The sequence below is a fragment of the Paraburkholderia sp. HD33-4 genome, from assembly GCF_021390635.1.
Taxonomy (GTDB): domain Bacteria; phylum Pseudomonadota; class Gammaproteobacteria; order Burkholderiales; family Burkholderiaceae; genus Paraburkholderia.
Genome location: NZ_JAJEJS010000002.1, coordinates 803946 through 826103, shown reverse-complemented (window position 1 = coordinate 826103; position 22158 = coordinate 803946). Strand labels below are relative to the sequence as shown.

General features: G+C 64.2%; 16 protein-coding genes. 8 read left to right on the top strand and 8 right to left on the bottom strand.

Annotated elements, in window-relative coordinates:
- Positions 1-81 precede the first annotated feature (81 nt).
- Together L0U84_RS23650 and L0U84_RS23645 are read right to left on the bottom strand one after the other, a co-directional pair.
- On the bottom strand, positions 82-2058 hold the full coding sequence (locus L0U84_RS23650) for a beta-galactosidase (protein ID WP_233853077.1): 1977 nt from the start codon (positions 2056-2058) through the stop codon (positions 82-84).
- Positions 2059-2078: 20 nt separating this feature from the next.
- Positions 2079-3245: an ABC transporter ATP-binding protein gene (locus L0U84_RS23645; RefSeq protein WP_233853076.1), complete on the bottom strand. Its 1167-nt coding sequence runs from the start codon at positions 3243-3245 to the stop codon at positions 2079-2081.
- A 194-nt stretch (positions 3246-3439) separates the two neighbouring features.
- Between L0U84_RS23645 and L0U84_RS23640 the strand changes: the two genes are divergently transcribed.
- The 5 genes from L0U84_RS23640 (at position 3440) to L0U84_RS23620 (ending at position 9104) form a co-directional block, all read left to right on the top strand.
- On the top strand, positions 3440-4483 hold the full coding sequence (locus L0U84_RS23640; RefSeq protein ID WP_233853075.1) for a LacI family DNA-binding transcriptional regulator: 1044 nt from the start codon (positions 3440-3442) through the stop codon (positions 4481-4483).
- A gap of 415 nt (positions 4484-4898) precedes the next feature.
- Positions 4899-5903, top strand: a complete 1005-nt coding sequence (locus L0U84_RS23635) for a sugar ABC transporter substrate-binding protein (RefSeq protein WP_233856725.1) — start codon at positions 4899-4901, stop codon at positions 5901-5903.
- A 97-nt stretch (positions 5904-6000) separates the two neighbouring features.
- Positions 6001-6990 (top strand): ABC transporter permease, encoded by a 990-nt coding sequence (locus L0U84_RS23630; RefSeq protein WP_129957067.1) that lies wholly within the window; start codon positions 6001-6003, stop codon positions 6988-6990.
- A gap of 20 nt (positions 6991-7010) precedes the next feature.
- Positions 7011-7814: an ATP-binding cassette domain-containing protein gene (locus L0U84_RS23625; protein ID WP_233853072.1), complete on the top strand. Its 804-nt coding sequence runs from the start codon at positions 7011-7013 to the stop codon at positions 7812-7814.
- 45 nt (positions 7815-7859) lie between these two features.
- Positions 7860-9104 (top strand): ROK family transcriptional regulator, encoded by a 1245-nt coding sequence (locus L0U84_RS23620; RefSeq protein ID WP_233853070.1) that lies wholly within the window; start codon positions 7860-7862, stop codon positions 9102-9104.
- Positions 9105-9192: 88 nt separating this feature from the next.
- On the opposite strand, the gene L0U84_RS23615 is transcribed toward L0U84_RS23620, so the two are convergent.
- Both L0U84_RS23615 and L0U84_RS23610 read right to left on the bottom strand, forming a co-directional pair.
- Positions 9193-12312, bottom strand: coding sequence for a transglycosylase domain-containing protein (locus L0U84_RS23615; protein ID WP_233853067.1), 3120 nt, complete (start codon positions 12310-12312; stop codon positions 9193-9195).
- A gap of 304 nt (positions 12313-12616) precedes the next feature.
- On the bottom strand, positions 12617-13576 hold the full coding sequence (locus L0U84_RS23610; protein WP_233853065.1) for a LysR family transcriptional regulator: 960 nt from the start codon (positions 13574-13576) through the stop codon (positions 12617-12619).
- A 159-nt stretch (positions 13577-13735) separates the two neighbouring features.
- Between L0U84_RS23610 and L0U84_RS23605 the strand changes: the two genes are divergently transcribed.
- The 3 genes from L0U84_RS23605 (at position 13736) to L0U84_RS23595 (ending at position 16926) form a co-directional block, all read left to right on the top strand.
- Entirely contained in the window at positions 13736-14668 is a 933-nt protein-coding gene (locus L0U84_RS23605; RefSeq protein ID WP_233853063.1) for a dihydrodipicolinate synthase family protein, read from the top strand.
- A gap of 107 nt (positions 14669-14775) precedes the next feature.
- Positions 14776-16065, top strand: coding sequence for an NAD(P)/FAD-dependent oxidoreductase (locus tag L0U84_RS23600; protein ID WP_233853060.1), 1290 nt, complete (start codon positions 14776-14778; stop codon positions 16063-16065).
- Positions 16066-16170: 105 nt separating this feature from the next.
- A complete protein-coding gene (locus tag L0U84_RS23595) occupies positions 16171-16926 on the top strand; it encodes a TetR/AcrR family transcriptional regulator (protein ID WP_233853058.1) in 756 nt (251 codons plus the stop codon).
- Positions 16927-17023: 97 nt separating this feature from the next.
- On the opposite strand, the gene L0U84_RS23590 is transcribed toward L0U84_RS23595, so the two are convergent.
- The 4 genes from L0U84_RS23590 to aroQ all read right to left on the bottom strand — a co-directional run bounded on the left by L0U84_RS23590 (position 17024) and on the right by aroQ (position 21842).
- Positions 17024-18583, bottom strand: coding sequence for a glycoside hydrolase family 28 protein (locus L0U84_RS23590; RefSeq protein WP_233853057.1), 1560 nt, complete (start codon positions 18581-18583; stop codon positions 17024-17026).
- A 451-nt stretch (positions 18584-19034) separates the two neighbouring features.
- Positions 19035-20402: an MFS transporter gene (locus L0U84_RS23585; protein ID WP_233853056.1), complete on the bottom strand. Its 1368-nt coding sequence runs from the start codon at positions 20400-20402 to the stop codon at positions 19035-19037.
- A gap of 49 nt (positions 20403-20451) precedes the next feature.
- Positions 20452-21390, bottom strand: a complete 939-nt coding sequence (locus L0U84_RS23580) for a shikimate dehydrogenase (RefSeq protein ID WP_233853055.1) — start codon at positions 21388-21390, stop codon at positions 20452-20454.
- Positions 21387-21842 carry a type II 3-dehydroquinate dehydratase gene (gene aroQ / locus L0U84_RS23575; protein WP_233853054.1) on the bottom strand — a complete coding sequence of 152 codons (456 nt, stop codon included), beginning with the start codon at positions 21840-21842 and terminating at the stop codon, positions 21387-21389. Before aroQ ends, L0U84_RS23580 begins: the two co-directional genes overlap by 4 nt.
- Between the last annotated feature and the right edge of the window lie 316 nt (positions 21843-22158).

Sequence of the window (22158 nt, the reverse complement as noted above, 5' to 3'; positions counted from 1 at the left end):
GTCTCCTTCATTCCATGGTTTTTACGTCGTTGTCGCTTCTGTATCGAATGACTGCGTGGAATTGCCAAGGCCGGACTTCTATTACGAGCGGTAGACCGCTACCCCTTGCGGCACCACCTCCCGGGAGCCGATCACGAATGCGTCGTCGGAAATGTGGTCGAGCGTGTGGGCCTGATCGCCATAGTTGAACACATAGGTGAGCGCGCCGCGACGGCTGATGCGCACGCTGTCGCCGAGTGCCTGCGTTTCGAAGCCCGCTTCCTGTGCGATTCGGGCGAACAGGCGCACCGTCAATGCGTCGTCGAACAAGCTCGCGAGATAGTGGAACACGCCGCTTCGCACATACGCGGGATGACCGTCCGCGAAACGCGCGCGCACGTCGAATGAAGATGATGCATCGCTGTCGATGAAATCGCGCCAATGTCGCGCGACGCCGTCGGCCGCACCGCCCTGCTGTTCGAGCACCACCGCTTCGGTCACGTTCGGCCGCATCGATTCGACGCGCCACACGCGCAGCGGCAGCACCGACGCCAATGCGCCGGGCGGCAGGTTCGCCGGAATCCGCAGCTCGCGCGTCTTCGAACCGGTGCGTGGACCGAGCACGACTTGGGCGCCCGAACGTGCGAGACGCTCGGCGAAATCGTCGGGCACGACCGGCAGCGGCGGCACGACGATGAGGCTGTAGCCATCGAACGATGCATCGGCCGGCACGACATCGACGTCGAGTCCGAGCGCGCGCAAAGCCGAGTAGTACTCGAACGCGAACCGCGGATAGTGAAAGTCCGCGCCCTGAGGATGAATCTCGAACAGCCACTTCGCTTCATAGTCGTAGACGAGCGCGACTTTCGAGCGGATCGACGCATTCGCGTCGGCATTCGCGGCGAGCACCGTGTGGATTTCCGACGCCACCTGCGATGCCTCATTGCCACCAACGTCGAGCCGGTTATCGGGCGTATTGAGCCCCGCATGCATCTGCTCCTGCGCGAACGGCGCCTGACGCCAGCGGAAATACGACACACAGCCCGCGCCGTGCGCAAACGCTTCCCAGCTCCACAACCGCACCATGCCCGGCAGCGGCGCCGGGTTCCACTGCGCCCAATTCACCGGCCCCGGCTGCTGCTCCATCACCCAGAACGGCAGCTTCGACATGCCGCGATACACGTCGTGATTGAACGACGCGAAATCCGGATGACCAGTGCGCAACCAGCGCGCCTTGATGTCCGGCGCGAACCACTGCTCTTCGAGCGCGCCCAGCGGATAGCTGTCCCACGTCGCGACGTCGAGATCGGCCGCGACCTTGTAGTGATCGAACTCGGTGAAGAGCTGCATGAAGTTGTGCGCGACCGGGCGTCCCGGCGAATGCGCGCGAATGATCTCGACCTGCATGCGGTTGTAGCGCGCCACTTCGTCGGAGGCAAAGCGCCGGTAGTCGAGCCGATGCGACGGATGCGCCTCGGTCACGGTGCCCACAGGCGCGTCGATTTCGTCGAAGCCGCGGTACTCCATGCTCCAGAACACCGTGCCCCACGCGTCGTTCAACGCCTGAATCGTGCGATAACGAGCCTTCAGCCACTCGCGAAAGCGCGCGACCGCGGCCGGCGAATAGCTGACCACCGTGTGATGACAGCCGAATTCGTTATCGGCCTGCCAGAAAGCGACCGCCGGATGCTTGCCATAGCGCTCGGCCACCGCCGTGCAGATACGCCGCGACGCCTCGAAATAGGCGGGCGACGAGAAGTCGTAATGACGCCGCGAGCCGAACGCGCGCGGACGGCCATCGGCGCCGACCGGCAGGATGTCCGGATGACGGTCGATCAGCCACTTCGGCGGCGTCGCGGTCGGCGTACACATGACGACCTTCAGGCCAGCCGCGCCAAGCACGTCGACGGCGCGATCGAGCCAGCCCCAATCGTATTCGCCGGGCGTCGGCTCGATCCGGCTCCACGCGAATTCGGCGATCCGCACCTGCTCGATGCCGAGCGCTTTCATCCGGCGCGCGTCGTCTTCCCACATCGACTCGGGCCAGTGCTCCGGGTAATAACAGACTCCTACACGCATCCCTATGTCCCCAATGTTCTTCAAGCGTAGTGTTCGACGGATTCGAGCGATGCGGCCGCGAAGCCGTCCTCGGTAAACAGATGACAGGCCGTGCGCGGCACCCGCAGGCTCGCGGCATCGCCTGGAGCGAGGCGCGTGTTGCCGGGCGCCTTGGCGATCAGCACGGCGCCGCCGGGTTGATCGAGGTGAACGTAGCTGTGTTCGCCAAGCTGCTCGACGAGCGACACGGTGCGCGCGAGCACGCCGTCTTGCGACGCGGCCGGGTTCGTGGCGGCCGGTGCATCGACGAACTCGAGATGCTCGGGACGCACGCCGAGCGTGACCGGTTGCGCGGGCTGCAACCCCGCGCTGCTGACCGGCACGCGCACGCTCTCACCGGTGTGATCGAGGGTGACGAGCACGCCTTGAGAATCGAGTGACGCCACCTTGCCCGGCAGGAAATTCATTCGCGGCGAGCCGATAAAGCCGGCCACGAAGCGGCTTTTCGGGCGGTGATACAGCTCGAGCGGCGCGCCGATCTGCGCGATGCTGCCGTAGCGCTCGGTGTCCTTGCCCGAATGCAGCAGCACGATCTTGTCGGCGAGCGTCATTGCTTCGATCTGATCGTGCGTCACGTAGACCACGCTCGCCTTCGCGAACTGCTTATGCAGGCGGGCGATTTCGACTCGGGTTTGTCCGCGCAGGGTTGCATCGAGATTGGACAGCGGTTCGTCGAACAGAAACACGCCGGGCTCGCGAACGATCGCGCGACCGATCGCGACGCGCTGCCGCTGCCCGCCCGACAGCGCCTTCGGCTTGCGCTCGAGCAAGGCTTCGAGTTGCAGGATGCGCGCGGCTTCACGCACCTTGCGCTCGATTTCATCCTTCGGGGTCTTCGCGAGCTTGAGGCCGAACGCCATGTTCTCGAACACGCTCATGTGCGGAAACAGCGCATAGCTCTGGAACACCATCGCGACGCCGCGTTGCGCGGCCGGCACGTCGTTGACGAGCTTCCCGCCGATCGACAGGTCGCCGTCGGTCACATCTTCGAGCCCGGCGATCATGCGCAGCAGCGTGGACTTGCCACAGCCCGACGGGCCGAGAAACACGCAGAACTCGTTTTCGCCGATGTCCAGATCGACGTTGCGAATCACCGGCGCACCGTCGCCATACGACTTCTGCACGCCTCGTAACGAAATACTCGCCATTGCATCGACTCCGTGATTTAATCGGCGCGAAGTCGGAGATTAAGCGCTTAATCAGCAAGACCGAAAAATCGATCGCAAGGCGATCGTTGGGTCTGTCTCCGATATCGTTTTGTACGTTGGTTCGACGACAGATGTTGCCGCGCCTCGCGCCGCGACGCAAATGTCGGACAGCCATCCCACATATTGACCAGACCATGCCCACACTCAGCGAAGTTGCGCGTCACGCCGGCGTCACGCCGGCCACGGTGTCCAACGTGCTGCGCAATCGCGGCCGGGTTGGCGAAACGACCCGGCAACGCGTGCTCGATGCGGTCGCGGCGCTCGGCTATCGCCCGCATCTCGCCGCGCGCGCGCTGGCCGAGGGCCGCGCGCCAACGCTCGCGCTGATGGTGTCGAGCATCGCCAATCCGTTCTATCCCGAGTTCGCGCTTGCGGTCGAACGGGCTGCGCGCGCGAGCGGCCACTTCGTGATCATCTGCAATACGAACGAAGATCCGCTGAGCGGCCGTGCGTATCTCGACCAGATCGCCGGCACCTTGTCCGAAGGCGTGCTCGTGACCAACGCGAACCTCGATTTCGCCGATCTGCACAAGACCGAAGCGCGCGGCACGCCGGTCGTGCTGTGCATGTGGGAGCGGCCCACCGAGCCGCCCGGCTTGCCGTGTGTCGCGGTCGATTTCCGGCTGGCCGGCAAACTGGCCGGCGAGCATCTGCTCGAACTCGGGCATCGGCGCGTCGGTGCGATCGTCGGCAGCAAGGCCTCGGGCATACACGCGGCGCGCTACGAAGGTTTCGTCGATGCGTTGCGCGCGGCCGGCGTGATGAAGAATCGCGTGCGGCATGCGGTCGACACGATCCACGGCGGCTACCTCGCGGCGCGCGCGTTGCTCGAAGCCGATCCGCAACTGAGCGCGATCTTCTCGACCAACGACCTGCCTGCGCTCGGCGCGATGCACGCGGCCGCGGATCTCGGCCTGCATGTACCGGACGATCTATCGGTGATCGGCATTACCGACATTCAACTCGCGCGCGAATCGCGCCCCGCGCTGACGACTGTCGCCGTACCGACGGTCGAGGTCGCCGGACTTGCCGTGCAACTGCTGCGCGAGCTGATCGAGACGTCGTACGGACAAGCTGAACGCGGCGCGCGGGACGTACCGGCGCGCGTGCCGATGCGGATTTCGTCGGCGCCGAAACTGGTCGTGCGCGCGTCGACGGCCGCGCCGCGTTCGCGTTGATGTGGCCGTAACGGTTGGTTGGAAAGCGACCGCGGGCGAGCGGAATCAGTCTGCGCCGCCGGCACCAGAAATCGAAAAGTCGAAGGCATTGATCGTTCGGCCTGTCAAAGCTGGCCAGGACTTTCCCGAACCCGCGGCGCGGTACCTCGCACCGCAACAAGGCATCAAAGCCTTATCGCACAAGGCTCTCAGCCCACGCGCTCCGCTCTGCCCGGCAATCTTCCCGTGTTCACATTTCCTTGACGAGTGGCTGCTCGCCTGCTGTAGTAAATCAAGCAAAATGATTTAGAAAATTCCCTTCGGACCACATCGCGCCGAAGCGTTGCCGCAAACGCCGAGCCCACGGCTTCATATTCGCAATCCATCTGCAGTTCCAAACGTCGTTGCCAATAAACCGGAGGAGCGTCTCATGAATCTGAATCTGAATTCCCGCAGGCGTCCTGTCGCCAGGACAATCGTGTCGATGTGCGCCGCGGCAACTGCGCTGTGGTGCGCGAGCGCGAGCCAGGCCGCCGACCAGCCCGTCATCGGACTGATCACGAAGACCGATACGAACCCGTTCTTCGTCAAGATGCGCCAGGGCGCGGACGCGGCCGCGTCGAAAGACGGCGCGAAACTGATCACCGCCGCCGGCAAGTTCGACGGCGACAATGCGAGTCAGGTCACCGCGATCGAAAACATGATGACGGCCGGCGCGAAAGCGATCCTGATCACGCCGAGCGACACCAAAGCGATCGTGCCAAGCATCAGGAAGGCGCGCGCGGCGGGTGTGATGGTCGTCGCGCTCGATACGCCGACCGATCCGCAGGACGCGACCGACGCCCTCTTCGCTACCGACAACTTCAAGGCGGGCGTGCTGATCGGCAAATACGCGAAGGCTGCGCTGAACGGCAAGCCCGCGAAGATCGCAACGCTCGATCTCGCGCCGGGCGTGTCGGTCGGCGTGCTGCGTCACAACGGCTTCCTCGAAGGCTTCGGCGTGAAGGAAGGCGATGCGTCGATCGTCTGCAGCCAGGACACGCGCGGCGATCAGGCGAAAGGCCAGACGGCGATGGAAAACTGCCTGCAGAAAGCACCCGACATCAACGTGGTCTACACGATCAACGAACCGGCCGCGGCCGGCGCGTATCGCGCGCTGAAGTCGGCGGGCAAGGACAAGGGCGTGATGATCGTGTCGATCGACGGCGGCTGCGACGGCGTGCGCAACGTGAAGGCCGGCGCGATCGCGGCGACCTCGCAGCAGTATCCGCTGAAGATGGCCGCGCTCGGCGTCAGCGCCGGCGTCGACTACGCGAAGACCGGCAAGAAGGTCTCCGGCTATCAGGACACCGGCGTCACGCTGATCACCGACAAGCCGATGCCCGGGATCGACAGCAAGGATACGAAGTTCGGCCTCGATAACTGCTGGGGCAACAAGTAACGCACAGTGCAAAGCGGTCCGTCGCGCGTGGCGGCGGACCGCCATCCGATTCGTTGCGTGCCCTTCCCGTCACGCTCATGTATCGAGGACTGCCATCATGTCGACTCCCTCCGCGCCCGCCGGTCGCCCGCGCTCGTCTTTCACCGAGCACCTGCCGTCGCTGTCCGAAATCGGTCCGCTGATCGCGCTGGTGCTGGCCTGCGCATTCTTCATCTCGCAGAGCAACCGCTTCCTGTCGTTCCAGAACCTGTCGCTGATCCTGCAACAGACGATGGTCGTCGCGGTCATCGCGATCGGCCAGACTCTGATCGTGCTGACCGGCGGCATCGATCTGTCCTGCGGCATGGTGATGGCCTTCGGCTCGATCATCATGACCAAGTTCGCGGTCGTGCTCGGCGTGCCGCCGGTTCTCGCGATTCTGTGCGGCATCGGGGCAAGCACCCTGTTCGGCTTGCTGAACGGCCTGCTGATCACGCGCATCAAGTTGCCCGCGTTCATCGTCACGCTGGGTACGCTGAATATCGCGTTTGCGCTCACGCAGATCTACTCGAACGCGGAAAGCGTGTCGAACCTGCCCGACGCGATCATGTTCTTCGGCAACACGTTCCGGGTCGGACCGGCGGAAGTCACCTACGGCACCGTGCTGACGCTGCTGATGTATCTGGCCACCTGGTTCGTGCTGCGCGATACGGTGCCGGGGCGCCATCTGTACGCGCTCGGCAACAACGCCGAGGCCGCACGGCTGATGGGCCTGTCGTCGCAAAAGATTCTGCTGATCGTCTACACGCTCGCCGGCGCGATCTACGGCATCGCCGCGCTGCTGTCGGTGTCGCGCACCGGCGTCGGCGATCCGCAGGCCGGACAGACCGAGAACCTCGACAGCATCACCGCGGTCGTGCTCGGCGGCACGAGCCTGTTCGGCGGACGTGGGTCGATCGTCGGCACCTTGCTCGGGGCGTTGATCGTCGGCGTATTCCGCAACGGCCTGACGCTGATCGGTGTTTCTTCCGTGTACCAGGTCCTGATCACCGGCATGCTCGTGATTCTCGCGGTCGCCGCCGATAAACTCTCGCACCGCGGCCGTTGAGCCCACCCAGGAGCCCTGTCATGTCGACGTCGACTTCCACCCCCGCTTCCGTCGCGATGCCCGTCCTCCAGGCGAGCGGACTCGTCAAACGTTATGGCAACGTGACCGCGCTCGACGGTTGCGATTTCGAAGTGCTGCCTGGCGAGATCCTCGCGGTGATCGGCGACAACGGCGCGGGCAAATCGTCGCTGATCAAGGCGCTCTCCGGCGCCACGGTGCCCGACGAAGGCGAGATTCTGCTCGACGGCAAACCGGTCAAATTCCGCAGTCCGCTCGATGCGCGCGCGCAAGGCATCGAGACCGTGTACCAGGAACTCGCCGTGGCGCCGGCGATGAGCATCGCCGAAAACCTGTTTCTCGCCCGCGAATTGCTGAAACCCGGCTGGCGCGGCTCGCTGTTCAAGATGATCGACAAGCGCCGCATGCTCGAGGAGGCGACCGCGGCCATGAAGGATCTGCAGATCGGCATCCGCTCGATGCGCCAGGCGGTCGAAACGCTGTCGGGCGGCCAACGCCAGGGCGTCGCCGTTGCACGCAGCGCGGCGTTCGCGCGCCACGTCGTGATTCTTGACGAGCCCACCGCGGCGCTCGGCGTGAAGGAAGGCAACATGGTGCTCGAATTGATCCGGCGCGTGCGCGACCGCGGTCTGCCGGTGATTCTGATCAGCCACAACATGCCGCACGTGTTCGAGGTCGCGGACCGCATCCATATCCAGCGGCTCGGCCGGCGCGCGGCGCTCGTCAACACAAAAGACGTGCACATGTCGGAAGCGGTCGCTATCATGACCGGCGCCAAGGAAGCCGACGTGAAGGCGATTGCATGATGCGCCGCCGCTCAACCCGCTGAGCCACGAGGCCGATATACGACTATGGACACCTCTAGCACCAGCACGCGTTCGCACGTCAAACGCACGGTCGGTTCGAACCAGATCGGCGTGCGGCAATTCAACGAGCGCATCGTGCTGCAAACGATCCGCCTGCACGGACCACTGCCGAAGGCCGAGGTCGGCCGCCTCACGCGTCTTTCGATGCAGACGGTGTCGATGATCGTCGACCGGCTGATCGCCGATGGCCTGCTCGAAAAGCAGGCGCGCGTGCGCGGCAAGATCGGCCAGCCGTCGGTGCCGATCGCGTTGCGCGCGGACGGCGCGTACACGATCGGCGTGAAGGTCGGGCGCCGCAGTCTCGACGTGCTCGCGATGGACTTCGCCGGGCGCATCGTGTGCCGCGACGTGTTCGAGTATGCGTACCCCGACCCGCGCACGCTGTTCCCCGCGCTCGAAAGCAAACTCGCGCGCGTGAACCAGACGCTCGGCGCGAAGGCCGGCAAGGTGGTCGGCGTCGGCGTCGCGGCGCCGTTGTGGCTCGGCGGCTGGCGCGACTTTCTCGGCGCACCGCCCGACGCGCTCGACGGCTGGAACGACATCGATCTGCGCGCGCGCATCGCGACCATGACCGGTCTGCCTGTCGAGTTCGCGAAAGACACCACGGCCGCATGCGCGGCCGAGCTCGTGATGGGCCAGGGCCGCGGCATCCACAACTTTCTGTATCTGTTCGTCGGCACGTTCATCGGCGGGGGTCTGGTGATCGACGGACGCCTGCATGGCGGTCCGCACGACAACGCGGGCGCGGTCGGTTCGATCCCGCTGCGCGAGGGCAGCGCACGCAAACCCGCGCGGCAACTGCTACACGCGGCATCGGGCTTCGTACTCGAACAACTGCTCAGCGATGCGGGCGCGCCGGCGGTCGCCGCGCACGATCATCGCGCGATGTCGCCCGAGTTGTGGCGGCATACCGAGCAATGGCTCGACAGCGCGTGCCCGGCGATCGCCAACGCGCTCACCAATGCGGCCGCGTTGCTCGATCTCGAAGCCGTCGTGATCGACGGTGAGTTCGACCGCTTATTGATCCGCGAGATCATTCGGCGCACCGAGCGCGTGCTCGATCGCTTCGAATGGGAAGGGATGGTGCGGCCGCAATTGCTCGAAGGCGCGATCGGCGCCGATGCCCGCGCGATGGGCGGTGCGATTCTGCCGCTATATGCGCATTTCGCGCCGGTCCATGAGCTGTTCCTGAAGCCGGCGGCGTCGGAGCCGGGGTATGAAGAGCGGTGAGCGTCCCGTCCTTGGTGATGTCGGAACGCTCAGATTTCAACCTGGATCCACGCTCCCGCCCTTGCGCGGAATCACGACATAGATCGATTTACTTCACGGCGACGGCAACCTTCTTCGCCGTGGCGGTCGCATCCGTCGGCACCGCCGTCACGGTTTTCTGAACCGGCTTGTCGAGCAACGGTTGCAGCGCCGGTGCCATCGACTTCAGCAACTGCACCGCCAACGCACTCGTGAAGTCGTAATGCGCGGCATACGGCTCATGCACCCACGCGGTCAGCGTGCCGTAGAAGCGGTCACCGAGCGCGAACACGAAGGTCGCGCTGCGATTCACCTTGCGCGACTCGATGAGACGCGCACCCTTCGCGTACACGTTCAGGCGTTGATCGCCGGTGCCGGTCTTGCCATAGACCTGCAGCGTTTCGCCGTTCGGGAACGTCATGCCTTGCGCGAGACGCCTCGCGGTGCCGCCCGTCACGACGTCGCGCAACAGCATCCGCACCTCGCCGGCGATCTCCGGCGACACCTGCTGCTGCGGCGCGACCACCGCACGTTTGAAATGCGTTTCGTACGGCGTATCTTTCGCGAAGTCGATCTGCGTCAGCGTTTCGGTCGGCACCTTGTTGCCGTCGTTCGCGATCACGCCGATCAGTTGCGCGAGCGCCGCCGGACGATCGCCCGACGCGCCGATCGCGGCCGCATACGACGGCGTCAGCGACCCGAACGGATAGCCGAGAGCCTGCCACGATTTGCCGATCGCGTCGTAGGCGCGCAGTTCGACCATGCGCTTGATGCGGTGATCCTGAGTCACGTGATAGCGCGTCTTGAAGAGCCACGAGTACGTGGACAGGCGCACGTCCTGGCTCGCGCTTTCGATCTGCGCGAGCGTCGCGTCGGGATGCGAGCGCAGGTAGTTCAGCGTCCACAGTTCGAGCGGATGCACGCTCGAGATATAGCCGCGGTCGTTCAGGTTGAAGCGGTTGATGCCGTACTTGTCGTAGAGCATCGCGAGGTCTTCGTCGTCCAGCATCGAAGCCGACGGGGTGTTCTTCAGCGCCGCGTACATCATCTTGTTGAACCAGGCGTTCGGTTGATCCGGCGCGACGCTGCGCAACGCGGTCGCCACTTTCGGCGGCGACTTGCGCACGCCGAGCAGCAATAGCGTGATCTGCTGATCGGGCGTCTTGCCGTGGTACTTCGTGTAGAAACGCTTCATGTACACGCGGCTTTCCTGATCGGCGAAACGCGTCAGGTACATCTTGCGGGTCGCCGTATCGCCGAGCCATTCCGACGACGGCCCGGTGGTCTGCACCATTTCATAGTGCACGATATCGCGCATCAGCCGCACGAACACGAGGTTCACCGAATGCTGGAACGCGCGATGCACGGTCAGGATGCGGCTGTTGTCGTCGGCCTCGAAGTTCGTGAAGGTCTGCGCGCCGCCGCCGGTAAAGAACGTTTCGCCCGGGCTCGCCGAGTATTTACGCTCGACGGCCGCGTCGAGCATCGGTTGCAGCGAATGGTCGCGTGTATGCAGCAGGTAGTCGATCGCCCAGTGCGTCAGACGATCGTTCGGATCCGGCTTGATCGCCTTCAGCTCGGCGTCGCTCATCGATGCATAACGTGTGTGCAACTCGGTGACGATCTGCAGATACGTGACGACGGTGCGCAGTTTCGCGGTGGAGCCGAGATTCAGGCGCGCGCCCGAATTGATGTCGAACGGCTGGTTCACGCTATCGGTCTGCACGCGCACGAGGTTCGCGTCGCCGTGCCGCTCGTAGAGCGTGAAGCTGTAGGCGATATGCGACGGATCGTCGGACCCGCGCAGCATTTCGAAGCCGACCAGACCCGCGGCCTTCGCGCCGTCTTTCGTCGCGGCGGCGGCGAGACGCTCGGCAACGGCCTGCTGCACGTCGTTGTTCAGCGTGCCTGTCGCTTGCACGTCGAGGCGGTCCAGTTCGTAGAAGCTGCGCACGCCAAGCGCGGCGAGCAGGTGCGAGCGCATCGACGTGACGGCCTTGCGCGACACGAACGAGCCGAGATCCGGGGTGCTGCGCGGCGCGCGATGCAGTTCGACGTGCGCCGCCAGCGCCGCGTCGCGCAACTGCGCACTGATCACGCCGCCGCTCGCGAGCAGCCGCAGATAGCTGTCGGTCAGCCGTTCGAGTTCGGGATAGCCGCGCTGCAGGAAAAACGACGGTGCGCGCTGAGCGATCATCAGCGACAGCACTTCGCGAAACGCCAGGCCCTGGTCGGGCAGATTCGCATCGGTCGACGGCGCCTTCAGCAGGCGGTTGGTCTCGCGGAAATCGCGCCCGTACCAGGCGGCGAGACCGTCGCCGATTCCATTGATTTCGCCGACGCCGGGCTGCGCGGCCAGCGGCACCGAGTTCAGATAATGGACCACGATCTGTTCGCGCGCGGGCAGCGTTTGCGGCCCGTTCAGATACGCGCGCACCGACGCGGACGCGATTTGCCGCAACTTTTCCGGCGGCGTCGCGGTGCGGCCGCCCGCCGAATGACGGAATTTCTCGATCTGCGTCGCGAGCGTGCTGCCGCCCGGCGTCTGCTGATGACGATTGAAAACGCGCGCGCCCTGGTCGACGAGCGCGCGGCTGAAGCGCCCCCAGTCGATCGCCGGATTGCGGTTCGGTTGATTCGGATCGAGCAGATAGCGGTCTTCGATGAACAGCAGCGAGTTCACGACGAGCGGCGGAATGGCGTCGAAGCCGTCGTACACGCGGCCCGGAAACTGGGCGCTGTATAGCGGCACGCCGGTGCCGTCGAACAATTGCAGGCCCGCCGTGTCTTTTTCGTCGTAAGGCAGGAACAGGCCGTCGTCCGCTAGCGACAGCATGCGTTCTGAATCGCGCGCCTGCGAGCTGATTTCGAAGCCATGTTGCAACAGACGCTGCTGGATAGCCGGCAATAACGCATAGCCGAGGCGCGCGTCATACGGGCCCTTGTCGGCTTGCGGAAAGCGGATGGAAGGACTGGGACCGTCGGCGACGGAATAACCGACGTCGCGGGTCAACTCCGAAAGATAGCGCGCCTGCAGCCGCGAGGTATCGATCTCGATCTGCACGAGCCGCGCAATCAGCGCCACCGCGAGCAGCACAAACGCGGCCAGCCCCCATTTGAGCCAACGCCAACTCCGTACCGGCACGGTGCTGGTCGCGCGAAGCGGAAACCGAAGCGGTGGCCGATTCATGGCTGCTCTCCCCCGAGCGATGGCCAGGGTGATGGAGCCTGGCTCAGTGCATCTAAATCAGTGTAGCTCGGAACGAGAAGCCGTCATCGGTCAGGATTGAACCGACAGTGTCGCGGCTACAACACCCACCGGCGCCGGATGACAAAACGCGAACTGGCGTGAGATATTGAAGATCTTTTCACACCCATATAAGACCGCCGCTTCGGGCGGTTTTGCCGTTTCTGGCGGGCATTGCCGAGGTCCCGGCGTTTTTTTGCTGGCGCTTTTACCGGCAAACGGACGACGGCTCGGCAACCCATTCCGGTCACACCGAAGTTCGCGCTTTTGTGTGACCTTGTTGTGTCTGCCCGCGCAACAGCGCAATGAACCGCTCCGCCGGCGGCGACAACACGCCGCCCTTGCGCGTGACGATGCCGAAAGTTTGCGATGGCGATTTGAGCCTGACCGGCACGACCCGCAGCATCTTGTGCCGCACGAACGGCCCCGCGATCGCGCTCGGCAGCAGCGAAACGAGTTCAGTGCTGCTTTGCAGCAGTGCAACCGTCACAAAAGTGGAAGCCGTCGAAATCGGATTGTCGGGCATATCGAGGCCGGCGAGATCCATCTCGCGTTCGAGCAGCGCATGCAGCGGCATGTGTGACGGATACATGACCCAGCGATGCCCGGCGAGATCGCGCAACGTCATCTCGCGACGCGGCAACGGCGCATGCTGATAACCGACCACCACCGCCAACGGCTCGTCGCCGAGCGGACGATACTGATACTTCGACGGATCGGCCGCGACCGCCGCGCGGCCGACCACCAGATCAAGCCGGCCGTCGTCGAGCTGCGCGAGCATTCGCGCGCTGGTGTCCTCTACCACTTCGATCGACAAACCCGGTTGCGCCGCATGCAATTGATTCAGCGCGGGCACCACGCAGTCGGGAATCGCGCCCATGATCGCGCCGAGCGCGAGCCGACCGCCGCGCCCCGAACGTATTTCGGCGACGTCCTGGCAGAGCGCGGTCAGGTCCGACGTCACGACGCGCGCATAGCGGATTACGCAATGGCCGAGCTGATTCGGGATCATGCCGCTTTTCGAGCGCTCGAAAAGCGGCGCGTCGAGCATCGCTTCGAGTTCCTGCAGCGCCTTGCTCGCCGCCGATTGCGTCATCGACATCACCCCGGCCGCTTTGTGCAGCGATTTGTGATCGTCGAGCGCGATCAGCAGATGCAGCTGCTTCATGCGCAGCTTCGACAACAGGACGTTGAGCGTGTCTTTCATCGGTCGGGTGAGTCGTAAAAGCGATCACGATATGGAAACAATTCAATATACCTGCGAGGCCTCACGCCGTATAGTCGCCCAAGGAGACATTCATCGAGTTGCGCCGCCCGTTCGCGGGCCCACGCGCGATCCTTCCATCCCAGCACGGACCACATAATCATGAGCCAACCGTCACCTGCCACCGCCCTGCGCGGCGTCTTCCCCGTCGTGCCGACGATCTTCGACGACGCGGGCCGCCTCGACCTCGAAGGCCAGAAGCGCTGCCTCGATTTCATGATCGACGCCGGCTCGAACGGCCTGTGCATCCTCGCGAACTTCTCCGAGCAGTTCGCGCTGTCCGACGACGAGCGCAACACGCTGATGCATCTCGCACTGGAACACGTCGCGGGTCGCGTGCCGGTGATCGTCACGACCACGCACTTCAGTTCGTACCAGTGCGCGGAGCGCAGCCGCGCAGCGCAGGCCGCGGGCGCCGCGATGGTGATGGTGATGCCGCCGTATCACGGCGCGACGATCCGCATCGGCGAGCGCGGCATCCAGGAGTTCTATCGTACGGTGTCCGATGCAATCCAGATTCCGATCATGATCCAGGATGCGCCGGTCAGCGGCACGCCGTTGTCCGCGCCGTTCCTCGCCCGGATGGCGCGCGAGATCGACAACGTGTCGTACTTCAAGATCGAAACGCCGCAGGCCGCGAACAAGCTGCGCGAGCTGATCGAATTGGGCGGCGACGCGATCGTCGGTCCATGGGACGGCGAAGAAGCGATCACGCTGATGGCCGATCTCGATGCGGGCGCGACCGGCTCGATGACGGGCGGCGGTTATGCCGACGGCATCCGCCTGATCATCGATGCCTATGCAGCCGGCGATACCGAGGCCGCCGCCGCGCACTATCAGCAATGGCTGCCGCTGATCAACTACGAGAATCGCCAGGGTGGTCTCGCCTCGTGCAAGGCGCTGATGAAGGAAGGCGGCGTGATCCGCTCGGACGCGGTGCGTCATCCGCTGCCGCAGATGCATCCGGCGACGCGCGAAGGGCTGTTGAAGATCGCGCGCCGGCTCGATCCGCTCGTGTTGCGCTGGGGTCGATAACACAGATCGATGCGTAGCGGGGCGCCCGCCGACGTGCGGGCTCACGCGGGCTGGACGGCGACACACGATTGCCGCTAACCTAGGGCGTGTCCACAAGCTCGCGCCCCATGCAAAGTTTCTACGAAGCCACCGTCACCCGTTCCACCGCCTACGCGCCGCTCAACGGCCGACGCAGCGCGCACGTCTGCATCATCGGCGGCGGACTCGCGGGACTCTCCACCGCGTTGGGACTCGCCGAGCGCGGCGTCGAAGACGTCGTCGTGCTCGAAGCGCAGCAGGTCGGCTTCGGCGCCTCGGGACGCAACGGCGGCTTCGTGTTCGGCGGCTACAGCCTCGATTGCGCCGACCTGCTGAAGACGCTCGGTCCGACTCGCGCGCGCGAGCTCTATGCGCTGACCACCGACGCGGTCGAGCTGATGCGCAAGCGCATTGCGCGCCATCGGATCGATTGCGACGCGACCGACGCCGGCGTGATCCTCGCGAACTGGTTCGACGAACCCACGCGCCTCGAAGCGCAACGGCGTCTGATGCGCGATTCGTTCGGCGTCGACTGGGAGCCGATCGCGGCCGACGAACTCGCCGCGCAACTGAAAACGAACCGCTATCACGGCGGCCTGTTCGAGCGCAACGCGTTCCATTTTCACCCGCTCAAGTACGTAGTCGGCGTCGCCGCGGCGGCCACGCAGGCGGGCGCGACGATCCACGAGCGCTCGCCGGTCGTGAGCTTGCGGCGCGACGGTGCGGGCTTCGTCGTCGAGACGCCGCAAGGTGCGCTCGACGCGCGTCACGTCGTGATGGCGGGCGGCGGCTATGCGCGCAACGTGTACGCGCGCGTCGAGCGCGCGGTGCTGCCGATCGCCACCTACGTGATGGCAACCGAGCCGCTCGGAGAACGTTTGTCCGACGCGATCGCGACGCGTGCCGCGGTCTACGACACCCGTTTCGCGTTCGACTACTACCGGCCGCTGCCCGACACGCGCATTCTGTGGGGCGGCCGCATCTCGGTGCGCGACCGCGAGCCCGAGGCGATTGCGCGTCTGTTGCGACAGGACCTGCTGAAGGTCTATCCGCAGTTGCGCGACGTGCGCATCGAGCACGCTTGGGGCGGCCTGATGAGCTACGCGCGACACAAGATGCCGCAGATCGGCCGTAGCGCGGATGGCGTCTGGTACGCGGTCGGTTTCGGCGGACACGGCATGGCCCCGACCACGGTGTCGGGCGAACTGCTGGCCGCGGCCATCGCCGGTGAACGGCCAGTGCCCGACGCGTTCGCGAGCTTCGGCCTCACGCGCACGTACGGCGCGCTCGGTCTCGCGGCCGCGCAGCTCACGTACACCGCGATGCAAACGCGCGACGCACTCGCCGCGCGCCGCCGTCCCACGCGCCCGGTCGCGTAAGCGCCACGCAAGCCCCTTCGAGACGCCTGCGTCGATGCCTGAGACCCGCGCCGGAGGCCCATTTCGCCATGCTAGAATGCGCCGTCACTGCCGCTCGAAACCACAATGAAAAAGGGAAGCAAGGCCGCCGAGCCTGATACCAACGGCATCGTGTCTGACACGCCGCACGCCGATGCGCGACGTACCGACGCCAGGCATGGGGACGCAAAGCGTAGCGACGCCCGGCGTGCGGACGCCCCACGCAAATACGATCCCGAGCAGACGAAGCGCAACATCCTCGACGTCGCGACCCAGGAGTTCTCCGCGATGGGACTCACGGGCGCCCGCGTCGACGCGATCGCGGAACGCACGAACACCACCAAGCGCATGCTGTACTACTACTTCGGCAGCAAGGAAGGGTTGTATCAGGCGGTGCTGGAGAAGGTGTATGGAGACATTCGCGCGCTCGAACAGGATCTGCACATCAGCGAACTCGATCCGGTCGAGGGTATGCGCGCGCTAGTCGAATTCACGTTCGACTACCACGACCGCCAGCGCGACTTCGTGCGCCTCGTGACGATCGAAAACATTCACGGTGCGAAGTACGTCGAGCAGGTCAAGACGTTCAAAGGACGCAACGTCACCGTGATTCACACGATCGAGGATCTGCTCGCGCGCGGCATCGCGGCCGGCCAGTTCCGCAGCGACATCGATCCGATCGATCTGCATCTGATGATCAGCTCGCTGTGCTTTCATCGCGTGGGCAACCGGCATACGTTCGGCACTGCGTTTGGGCGCGATCCGTCGCATCCGCGATTGCGCGCGCGGCATCGGGCGATGATCGTCGATGCGATCTTGCGGTTCGTGAAGAAGGACGATTGACGCCGGCGGCGCAATGACCGGCTGAAAAGGAAACGGGATGTGGCGAAAGCCACATCCCGTTTTTTATCGCTTCGAGAAACGCAGCGCGTTCAGCGGCTTACTGACCCGGCAAACCGGTGACGGCAGTCGACGTGGCGGGCAACGTCGGCACGAGGTTCGCCCCGGCGGCATCCTTGATCGTGCTGTTGGTAAAGGTCCAGTTGCCCGCATTGGCGATCGAGCCGGCCCCCACCGAGGTGCCCGACGATTTGACGGCCGTGATGTTCACGTTGTTGAACGTGAAATTGGTAAACCGGCCCTTCTCCGCTTCACCCGCGATCGTATAGCCCGCCACGCCGAACACCGCGCTCTCGACGTGCTTCATCGTGATGTTCTCGAACTTGAAGTTACGGAAGATCGGATAGCCGTCCGACGCGTTGGCGGGCATCACGAGAATCGACGGCCAGTACGGCGGTTCCACATACGTCGTGCCGAACGTGGCCGGCACCGTGCCGCCGGCCGGCCAGTTTTCGTTGCCTTGCATGAAGTAGTACGCGTCGTCGACGTTGATGTCGTGGATATAGACGTTTTCCATCGTGCCGCCGCGCGTCGGCGCGGATTTGAACACGAACACACTGTAGACGGCCGGACCGCCCGCCTTGTAGCCGACGTTGCTGTTGATCTGCCCGGTCAGCGGCGAGACCTGAATGTTCGACACTTCGATATTGTTCGCGCCGCCCGACGTTTCGCTGCCGATCGTAAACGCGGTCGCACCGGCCCGCACCGTCGAGTTGCGGATCACGACGTTCGCGGTCGGCTTGTTCACCCGCAGCCCGTCGCCGTCACGGCCCGACTTGATCACGAAGCCATCGTCGTTCGCGACGATGTCCGCGTTCTCGACCAGAATGTTCGTCGACGAGTCCATGTCGATGCCGTCGGTGCTCGGCATGATGCCGGTCGCGGGGGTCGGGAAGTTGTAGACCTTGACGCCGTCGAGGTGCAACTGGTCCGAATAGCACAGGTGAATGGTCCAGAACGGCGAATTCTGCACGGTCACGTCCTTGATCGTCACGTTCGTCGACTCGTACGTTTCGATGCCGCGCGGCCGCTGCTCGTCCCAGTTGAGCGCCCACGTGACACCGAGCGTCGAATGGAACGACGTGCCATCGGCGTAATAGTGCGACCACCACGCTTGCCCATTGCCGTCGATCACGCCCTTGCCGGTGATCGTCACGTTGCTGGCGTTGCGCACGTTGATGATCGCCGATGCCCAGTTCATCTCGATACCCTGCACGCGGGTCGGCACCTGCGGGTACAGCGAAAGACCATCGGGATAGAAACCGTTGATCGCGCCGGACGCGATGGAGGTTTCGATATTCCACCAGGTCTGCGCCTGAATGGCCTTCAGCGTCACACCTTCATCGATCTGCAAGGTCGTGTCCGACCCGACGAACAGCGCGCCGGTCATGAACGTGCCTTGCGGAAACACGACCGTCCCCTTCGCGGCAGTCGCGGCATTCAGTGCTTTCTGGATCGCGGCGGTGTCGTCCGTCGAGCCGTCGCCTTTGGCGCCGAAGTCGGCAACGTTGAACGTCGTGCTAACGGTCGGTGAAGAGGCCGGCGTGGCCGGGGTCGCCGATGCGGGCGGAGCCGACGCGTCGGAATTACCGTTCGACATCCCACCTCCACCACAGCCCGCCAGAGTCATGCATGCCACTGCAATCGCCAACAATCCCGTCTTCATGTCCCCTCCAAAGGTTTGAACCTACGGCTCGAAATTTATGTTGTAGGCATTCTCTTCATTGATGGGATGTCATACAAGATGGTTTACCCTCGTCTAACAAAGTAATAACCTTAAATAACCACTTCCGCCGTTTATTGCTCAAACCGCGTCTCACATATTGAATATTTGTGAAACTATTCACATTTAACGCAATGTAATTTCTACGCGATTCCGGCAATACTTTCTATGTTTTGCAAATGTAATAAGACATCGTATAAGTACAGGCGCGATAATCTCGCCACGAAAAGCAAAAAATCCCCGGTTGCCGCCGCACTGCGACGACAACCGGGGATTCGAAGGGAACAGCGACCGTCAGACCAAACGAGACGGATGAGCGGAGAGAGACTTAATCCACCAGCACGATCCGCTTGATATCGCCGACGATGAAGATGTACGACAGCGCGCCGATCAACGCGATGACACCGATGAACACCAGCGCACCGACGAACGAACCGGTTGCGGCGACGATCAGGCCCACCACCAGCGGCGTCACGATACCCGCCAGATTCGCGGCGAAGTTGAAGATGCCGCCGGTCACGCCGAGCAGGCCTTCGGGCGCGATATCCGACACCAGCGTCCAGCCGAGCGCGGCCATGCCCTGCGCGAAGAACGCCACCGACAGAATCGCGATCACGACGACGTTGCTCTCGACATAGTTCGCGAGAATGATCGTCGAGGCGAGCAGCAGACCCGCGATGATCGGCAGCTTGCGCGCGACGTTCGGCGATTTGCCGCGACGCAGCAGCCAGTCGGAGAACACGCCGCCGAACATCACGCCGATCGACGCCGCAATGAACGGCATGATCGCGAAGAAGCCGATCTTCAGCCACGCCATGTGACGCTCGGTGGCCAGATACGTCGGGAACCACGTAAGGAAGAACACCAGCGTCGAATTGCCCGCGAACTGGCCGAGGCAGATGCCGGTCAGCTGACGATGCTTGAGCAGTCGGCCGATCGTGCGCCATTCGAAGCCGCTCTTCTTCGGCGCGGCTGCACCTGCCGCGTCCGCGACGTCCTTGTGGCGTTGCGTGAGACCGCCGCCCGCCTCGATATAGTCGAGCTCTTCCTGATTCGCCGACGGATGATCGCGCGGCTCGCGATACAGCAGCCACCACACCACGCCGAACGCGATCCCGACGCCGCCGACCACGAGGAACAGCGAGCGCCAGCCGAACGCACCCATCAGCATGAACAGGAACGGGCTGAAAAATGCGAGGCCGATATATTCGCCGACCGTGTAGGTACCGGTCGCCATCGCGCGTTCGCTTTGCGGGAACCAGGTGGCTACCACGCGGCTATTGGTCGGGAAGCACGGCGCTTCCGAAACGCCGAGGCCCAGACGGAACGCGAACAGCCCGCCGATGCTCCCCACGAGCCCTTGCGCGAGCGTGCACAACGACCAGAACGTCATCGACAGGAAGTACGTGAGCTTGCTGCCGAAGCGGTCGAGAAACAGACCGCCCGGAATCTGCGCGGCCACGTAGCTCCACGAAAACACCGAGAACAGCAGGCCCATCAGCGCGGCGTTGATGCCGAGTTCCTTCGTCAACTGCGGCGCGGCGATGCCGAGCACGGTGCGGTCGAGATAGTTGATCATCGTGCCGACTGCGAGCAGCCCGAGGATCTTATAACGGGCTTTGGAACGGCGCGCGGTGCTCGCCGTCTTGTTCTGCGCGGCTGAGCCCGCGGAACTGGGTTGGAACGATTGCGTCATGCGGTCTTGTCTCCTCGATCAGCTTGGATGCCGGTCTTTACGCGGCCGGTTAGCGTTGCAACAGCGATTGAAAGTGGGTGTAGACGCGCTCGGCGTCCGGCTCGAGGCCCGTAAAAATGCGCATGGCATCGACCGCCTGGTAGACCGCCATGCCGCCGCCGCTCAGCGTGCGGCAGCCGAGCGCTTCGGCAGCCTGCAACAGCGCGGTGCGGATCGGGAAATAGACGATGTCGGCAACCCACAGATCGCGGTGCAGCAATTCGGCCGGCAGCGGCAGGCCCGGCAGTTTAGCCATGCCGGTCGGCGTCGCGTGAATCAGCCCTTGCGCGGCGGCAAGCGACTCGCCCAGCGAGGTGCCCGCGGTGACCCTGGCTTTAGGGAAACGCGCCTGCAATTCGTCGGCAAGCGACTGCGCGCGGGCGGCGTCGACGTCGAACAGCGTCAGCGACTGCGCGCCCATGTTCAGTGCCGCGTGCGCGACCGCAGCGCCCGCGCCGCCGGCGCCGAGCTGCACGACGCGTTCCAGCGACACGTCCGGCAGGCCACGCTGGAACGCGCGCGCGAAACCAGACCAGTCGGTGTTGTGACCGATACGCTTGCCGTCCTTGAGCAGCACGGTGTTGACCGCGCCGAGCGCGCGGGCGTCATCGGACAGCTCGTCGAGCAGCGGAATCACCGCCTGCTTGCACGGATACGTGATGTTCAGGCCGTTGTAACCCATCCGTTCGGCCGCCGTCAGCAGCTCCGGCAGCGCAGCGATGTCGAGTTTCTGCGCATCGAGGTCGATGCGTCGATACACGTAATGCAGACCGAGCTTGCTGCCCTCTTCCTCGTGCATCGCGGGCGTCAGCGAACCGCCGATGCCCGAGCCGATCAGACCGACCAGAAAGGAATTCGGAGTGGCCCGCAAGTTCGCCTGCGCGTTGGCCAACGCGGCCATCTGCGCTTCGGTCCGGGGGTTTGCCTGAGTGTTCGCTTGAGTGTTCATTTTGCCGCCCTATTCTTAAGAATCGTCGCCATCCGTTCCAGCGCGAGCACATAGCCCTGCGTGCCGCAGCCGACGATGATCGCGTCAGCGACCGCCGACACGTACGAGTGATGCCGGAACGCTTCGCGTCGATGCACGTTCGAGATATGCACCTCGATGACGGGCTTCTCGATCGCGGTGAGCGCGTCGGCGATCGCGACCGACGTATGCGTGTACGCGGCCGGATTGATCACGATGCCGTCGACCTTGGTGCGCGCCGCGTGCAGCCAGTCGATCAGCTGATGCTCGGCGTTCGACTGGCAGAAGTCGATCGCGAGGCCAAGGCGCTCGCCCGCGTCGCGGCACAGCTTCGCGACGTCGTCGAGCGTTTCCGAGCCGTAGACGGACGGCTCGCGCGTGCCGAGCAGATTGAGGTTCGGTCCGTTCAGGACCAGTACGGAGGCAAAGCTCATGACAACGACTCCTGCAGAATAAGGCGCGACTCGAACCGCGGCACCCGCGGCGGTTCTTCGACGCATGGCGAAGTGTGCGCGCATTGGCCGTCGCCGTCATTCGGGGTTTCTACGAATTTGTACCATCTAGTTAGTTTGTATAGACTATCGAAACTCCCGGCTAGTGTGGGGTATTCTGGTCTGCGTCTTGCTGCAGTGCGTAACGAACTAGCTCATTTTGCGCATTGCAGCAAGCCCGGCAGACCGCGTCCACAGGGCGCGCCGCAGCGGTTTGTCTGTTCATTTCCTCCGTCGTTTGTGCGTTTTTGCAGGAGTC

Excerpts from the sequence above, each read along its gene's own strand:
- L0U84_RS23615 (WP_233853067.1), bottom strand. The coding sequence starts at position 12,312 with ATGAATCGGCCACCGCTTCGGTTTCCGCTTCGCGCGACCAGCACCGTG.
- L0U84_RS23630 (WP_129957067.1), top strand. The coding sequence starts at position 6,001 with ATGTCGACTCCCTCCGCGCCCGCCGGTCGCCCGCGCTCGTCTTTCACC.
- L0U84_RS23640 (WP_233853075.1), top strand. The coding sequence starts at position 3,440 with ATGCCCACACTCAGCGAAGTTGCGCGTCACGCCGGCGTCACGCCGGCC.
- L0U84_RS23650 (WP_233853077.1), bottom strand. The coding sequence starts at position 2,058 with ATGCGTGTAGGAGTCTGTTATTACCCGGAGCACTGGCCCGAGTCGATG.
- L0U84_RS23645 (WP_233853076.1), bottom strand. The coding sequence starts at position 3,245 with ATGGCGAGTATTTCGTTACGAGGCGTGCAGAAGTCGTATGGCGACGGT.
- L0U84_RS23585 (WP_233853056.1), bottom strand. The coding sequence starts at position 20,402 with ATGACGCAATCGTTCCAACCCAGTTCCGCGGGCTCAGCCGCGCAGAAC.
- L0U84_RS23595 (WP_233853058.1), top strand. The coding sequence starts at position 16,171 with ATGAAAAAGGGAAGCAAGGCCGCCGAGCCTGATACCAACGGCATCGTG.
- L0U84_RS23605 (WP_233853063.1), top strand. The coding sequence starts at position 13,736 with ATGAGCCAACCGTCACCTGCCACCGCCCTGCGCGGCGTCTTCCCCGTC.
- L0U84_RS23580 (WP_233853055.1), bottom strand. The coding sequence starts at position 21,390 with ATGAACACTCAAGCGAACACTCAGGCAAACCCCCGGACCGAAGCGCAG.
- L0U84_RS23625 (WP_233853072.1), top strand. The coding sequence starts at position 7,011 with ATGTCGACGTCGACTTCCACCCCCGCTTCCGTCGCGATGCCCGTCCTC.
- aroQ (WP_233853054.1), bottom strand. The coding sequence starts at position 21,842 with ATGAGCTTTGCCTCCGTACTGGTCCTGAACGGACCGAACCTCAATCTG.
- L0U84_RS23620 (WP_233853070.1), top strand. The coding sequence starts at position 7,860 with ATGGACACCTCTAGCACCAGCACGCGTTCGCACGTCAAACGCACGGTC.
- L0U84_RS23610 (WP_233853065.1), bottom strand. The coding sequence starts at position 13,576 with ATGAAAGACACGCTCAACGTCCTGTTGTCGAAGCTGCGCATGAAGCAG.
- L0U84_RS23590 (WP_233853057.1), bottom strand. The coding sequence starts at position 18,583 with ATGTCGAACGGTAATTCCGACGCGTCGGCTCCGCCCGCATCGGCGACC.
- L0U84_RS23600 (WP_233853060.1), top strand. The coding sequence starts at position 14,776 with ATGCAAAGTTTCTACGAAGCCACCGTCACCCGTTCCACCGCCTACGCG.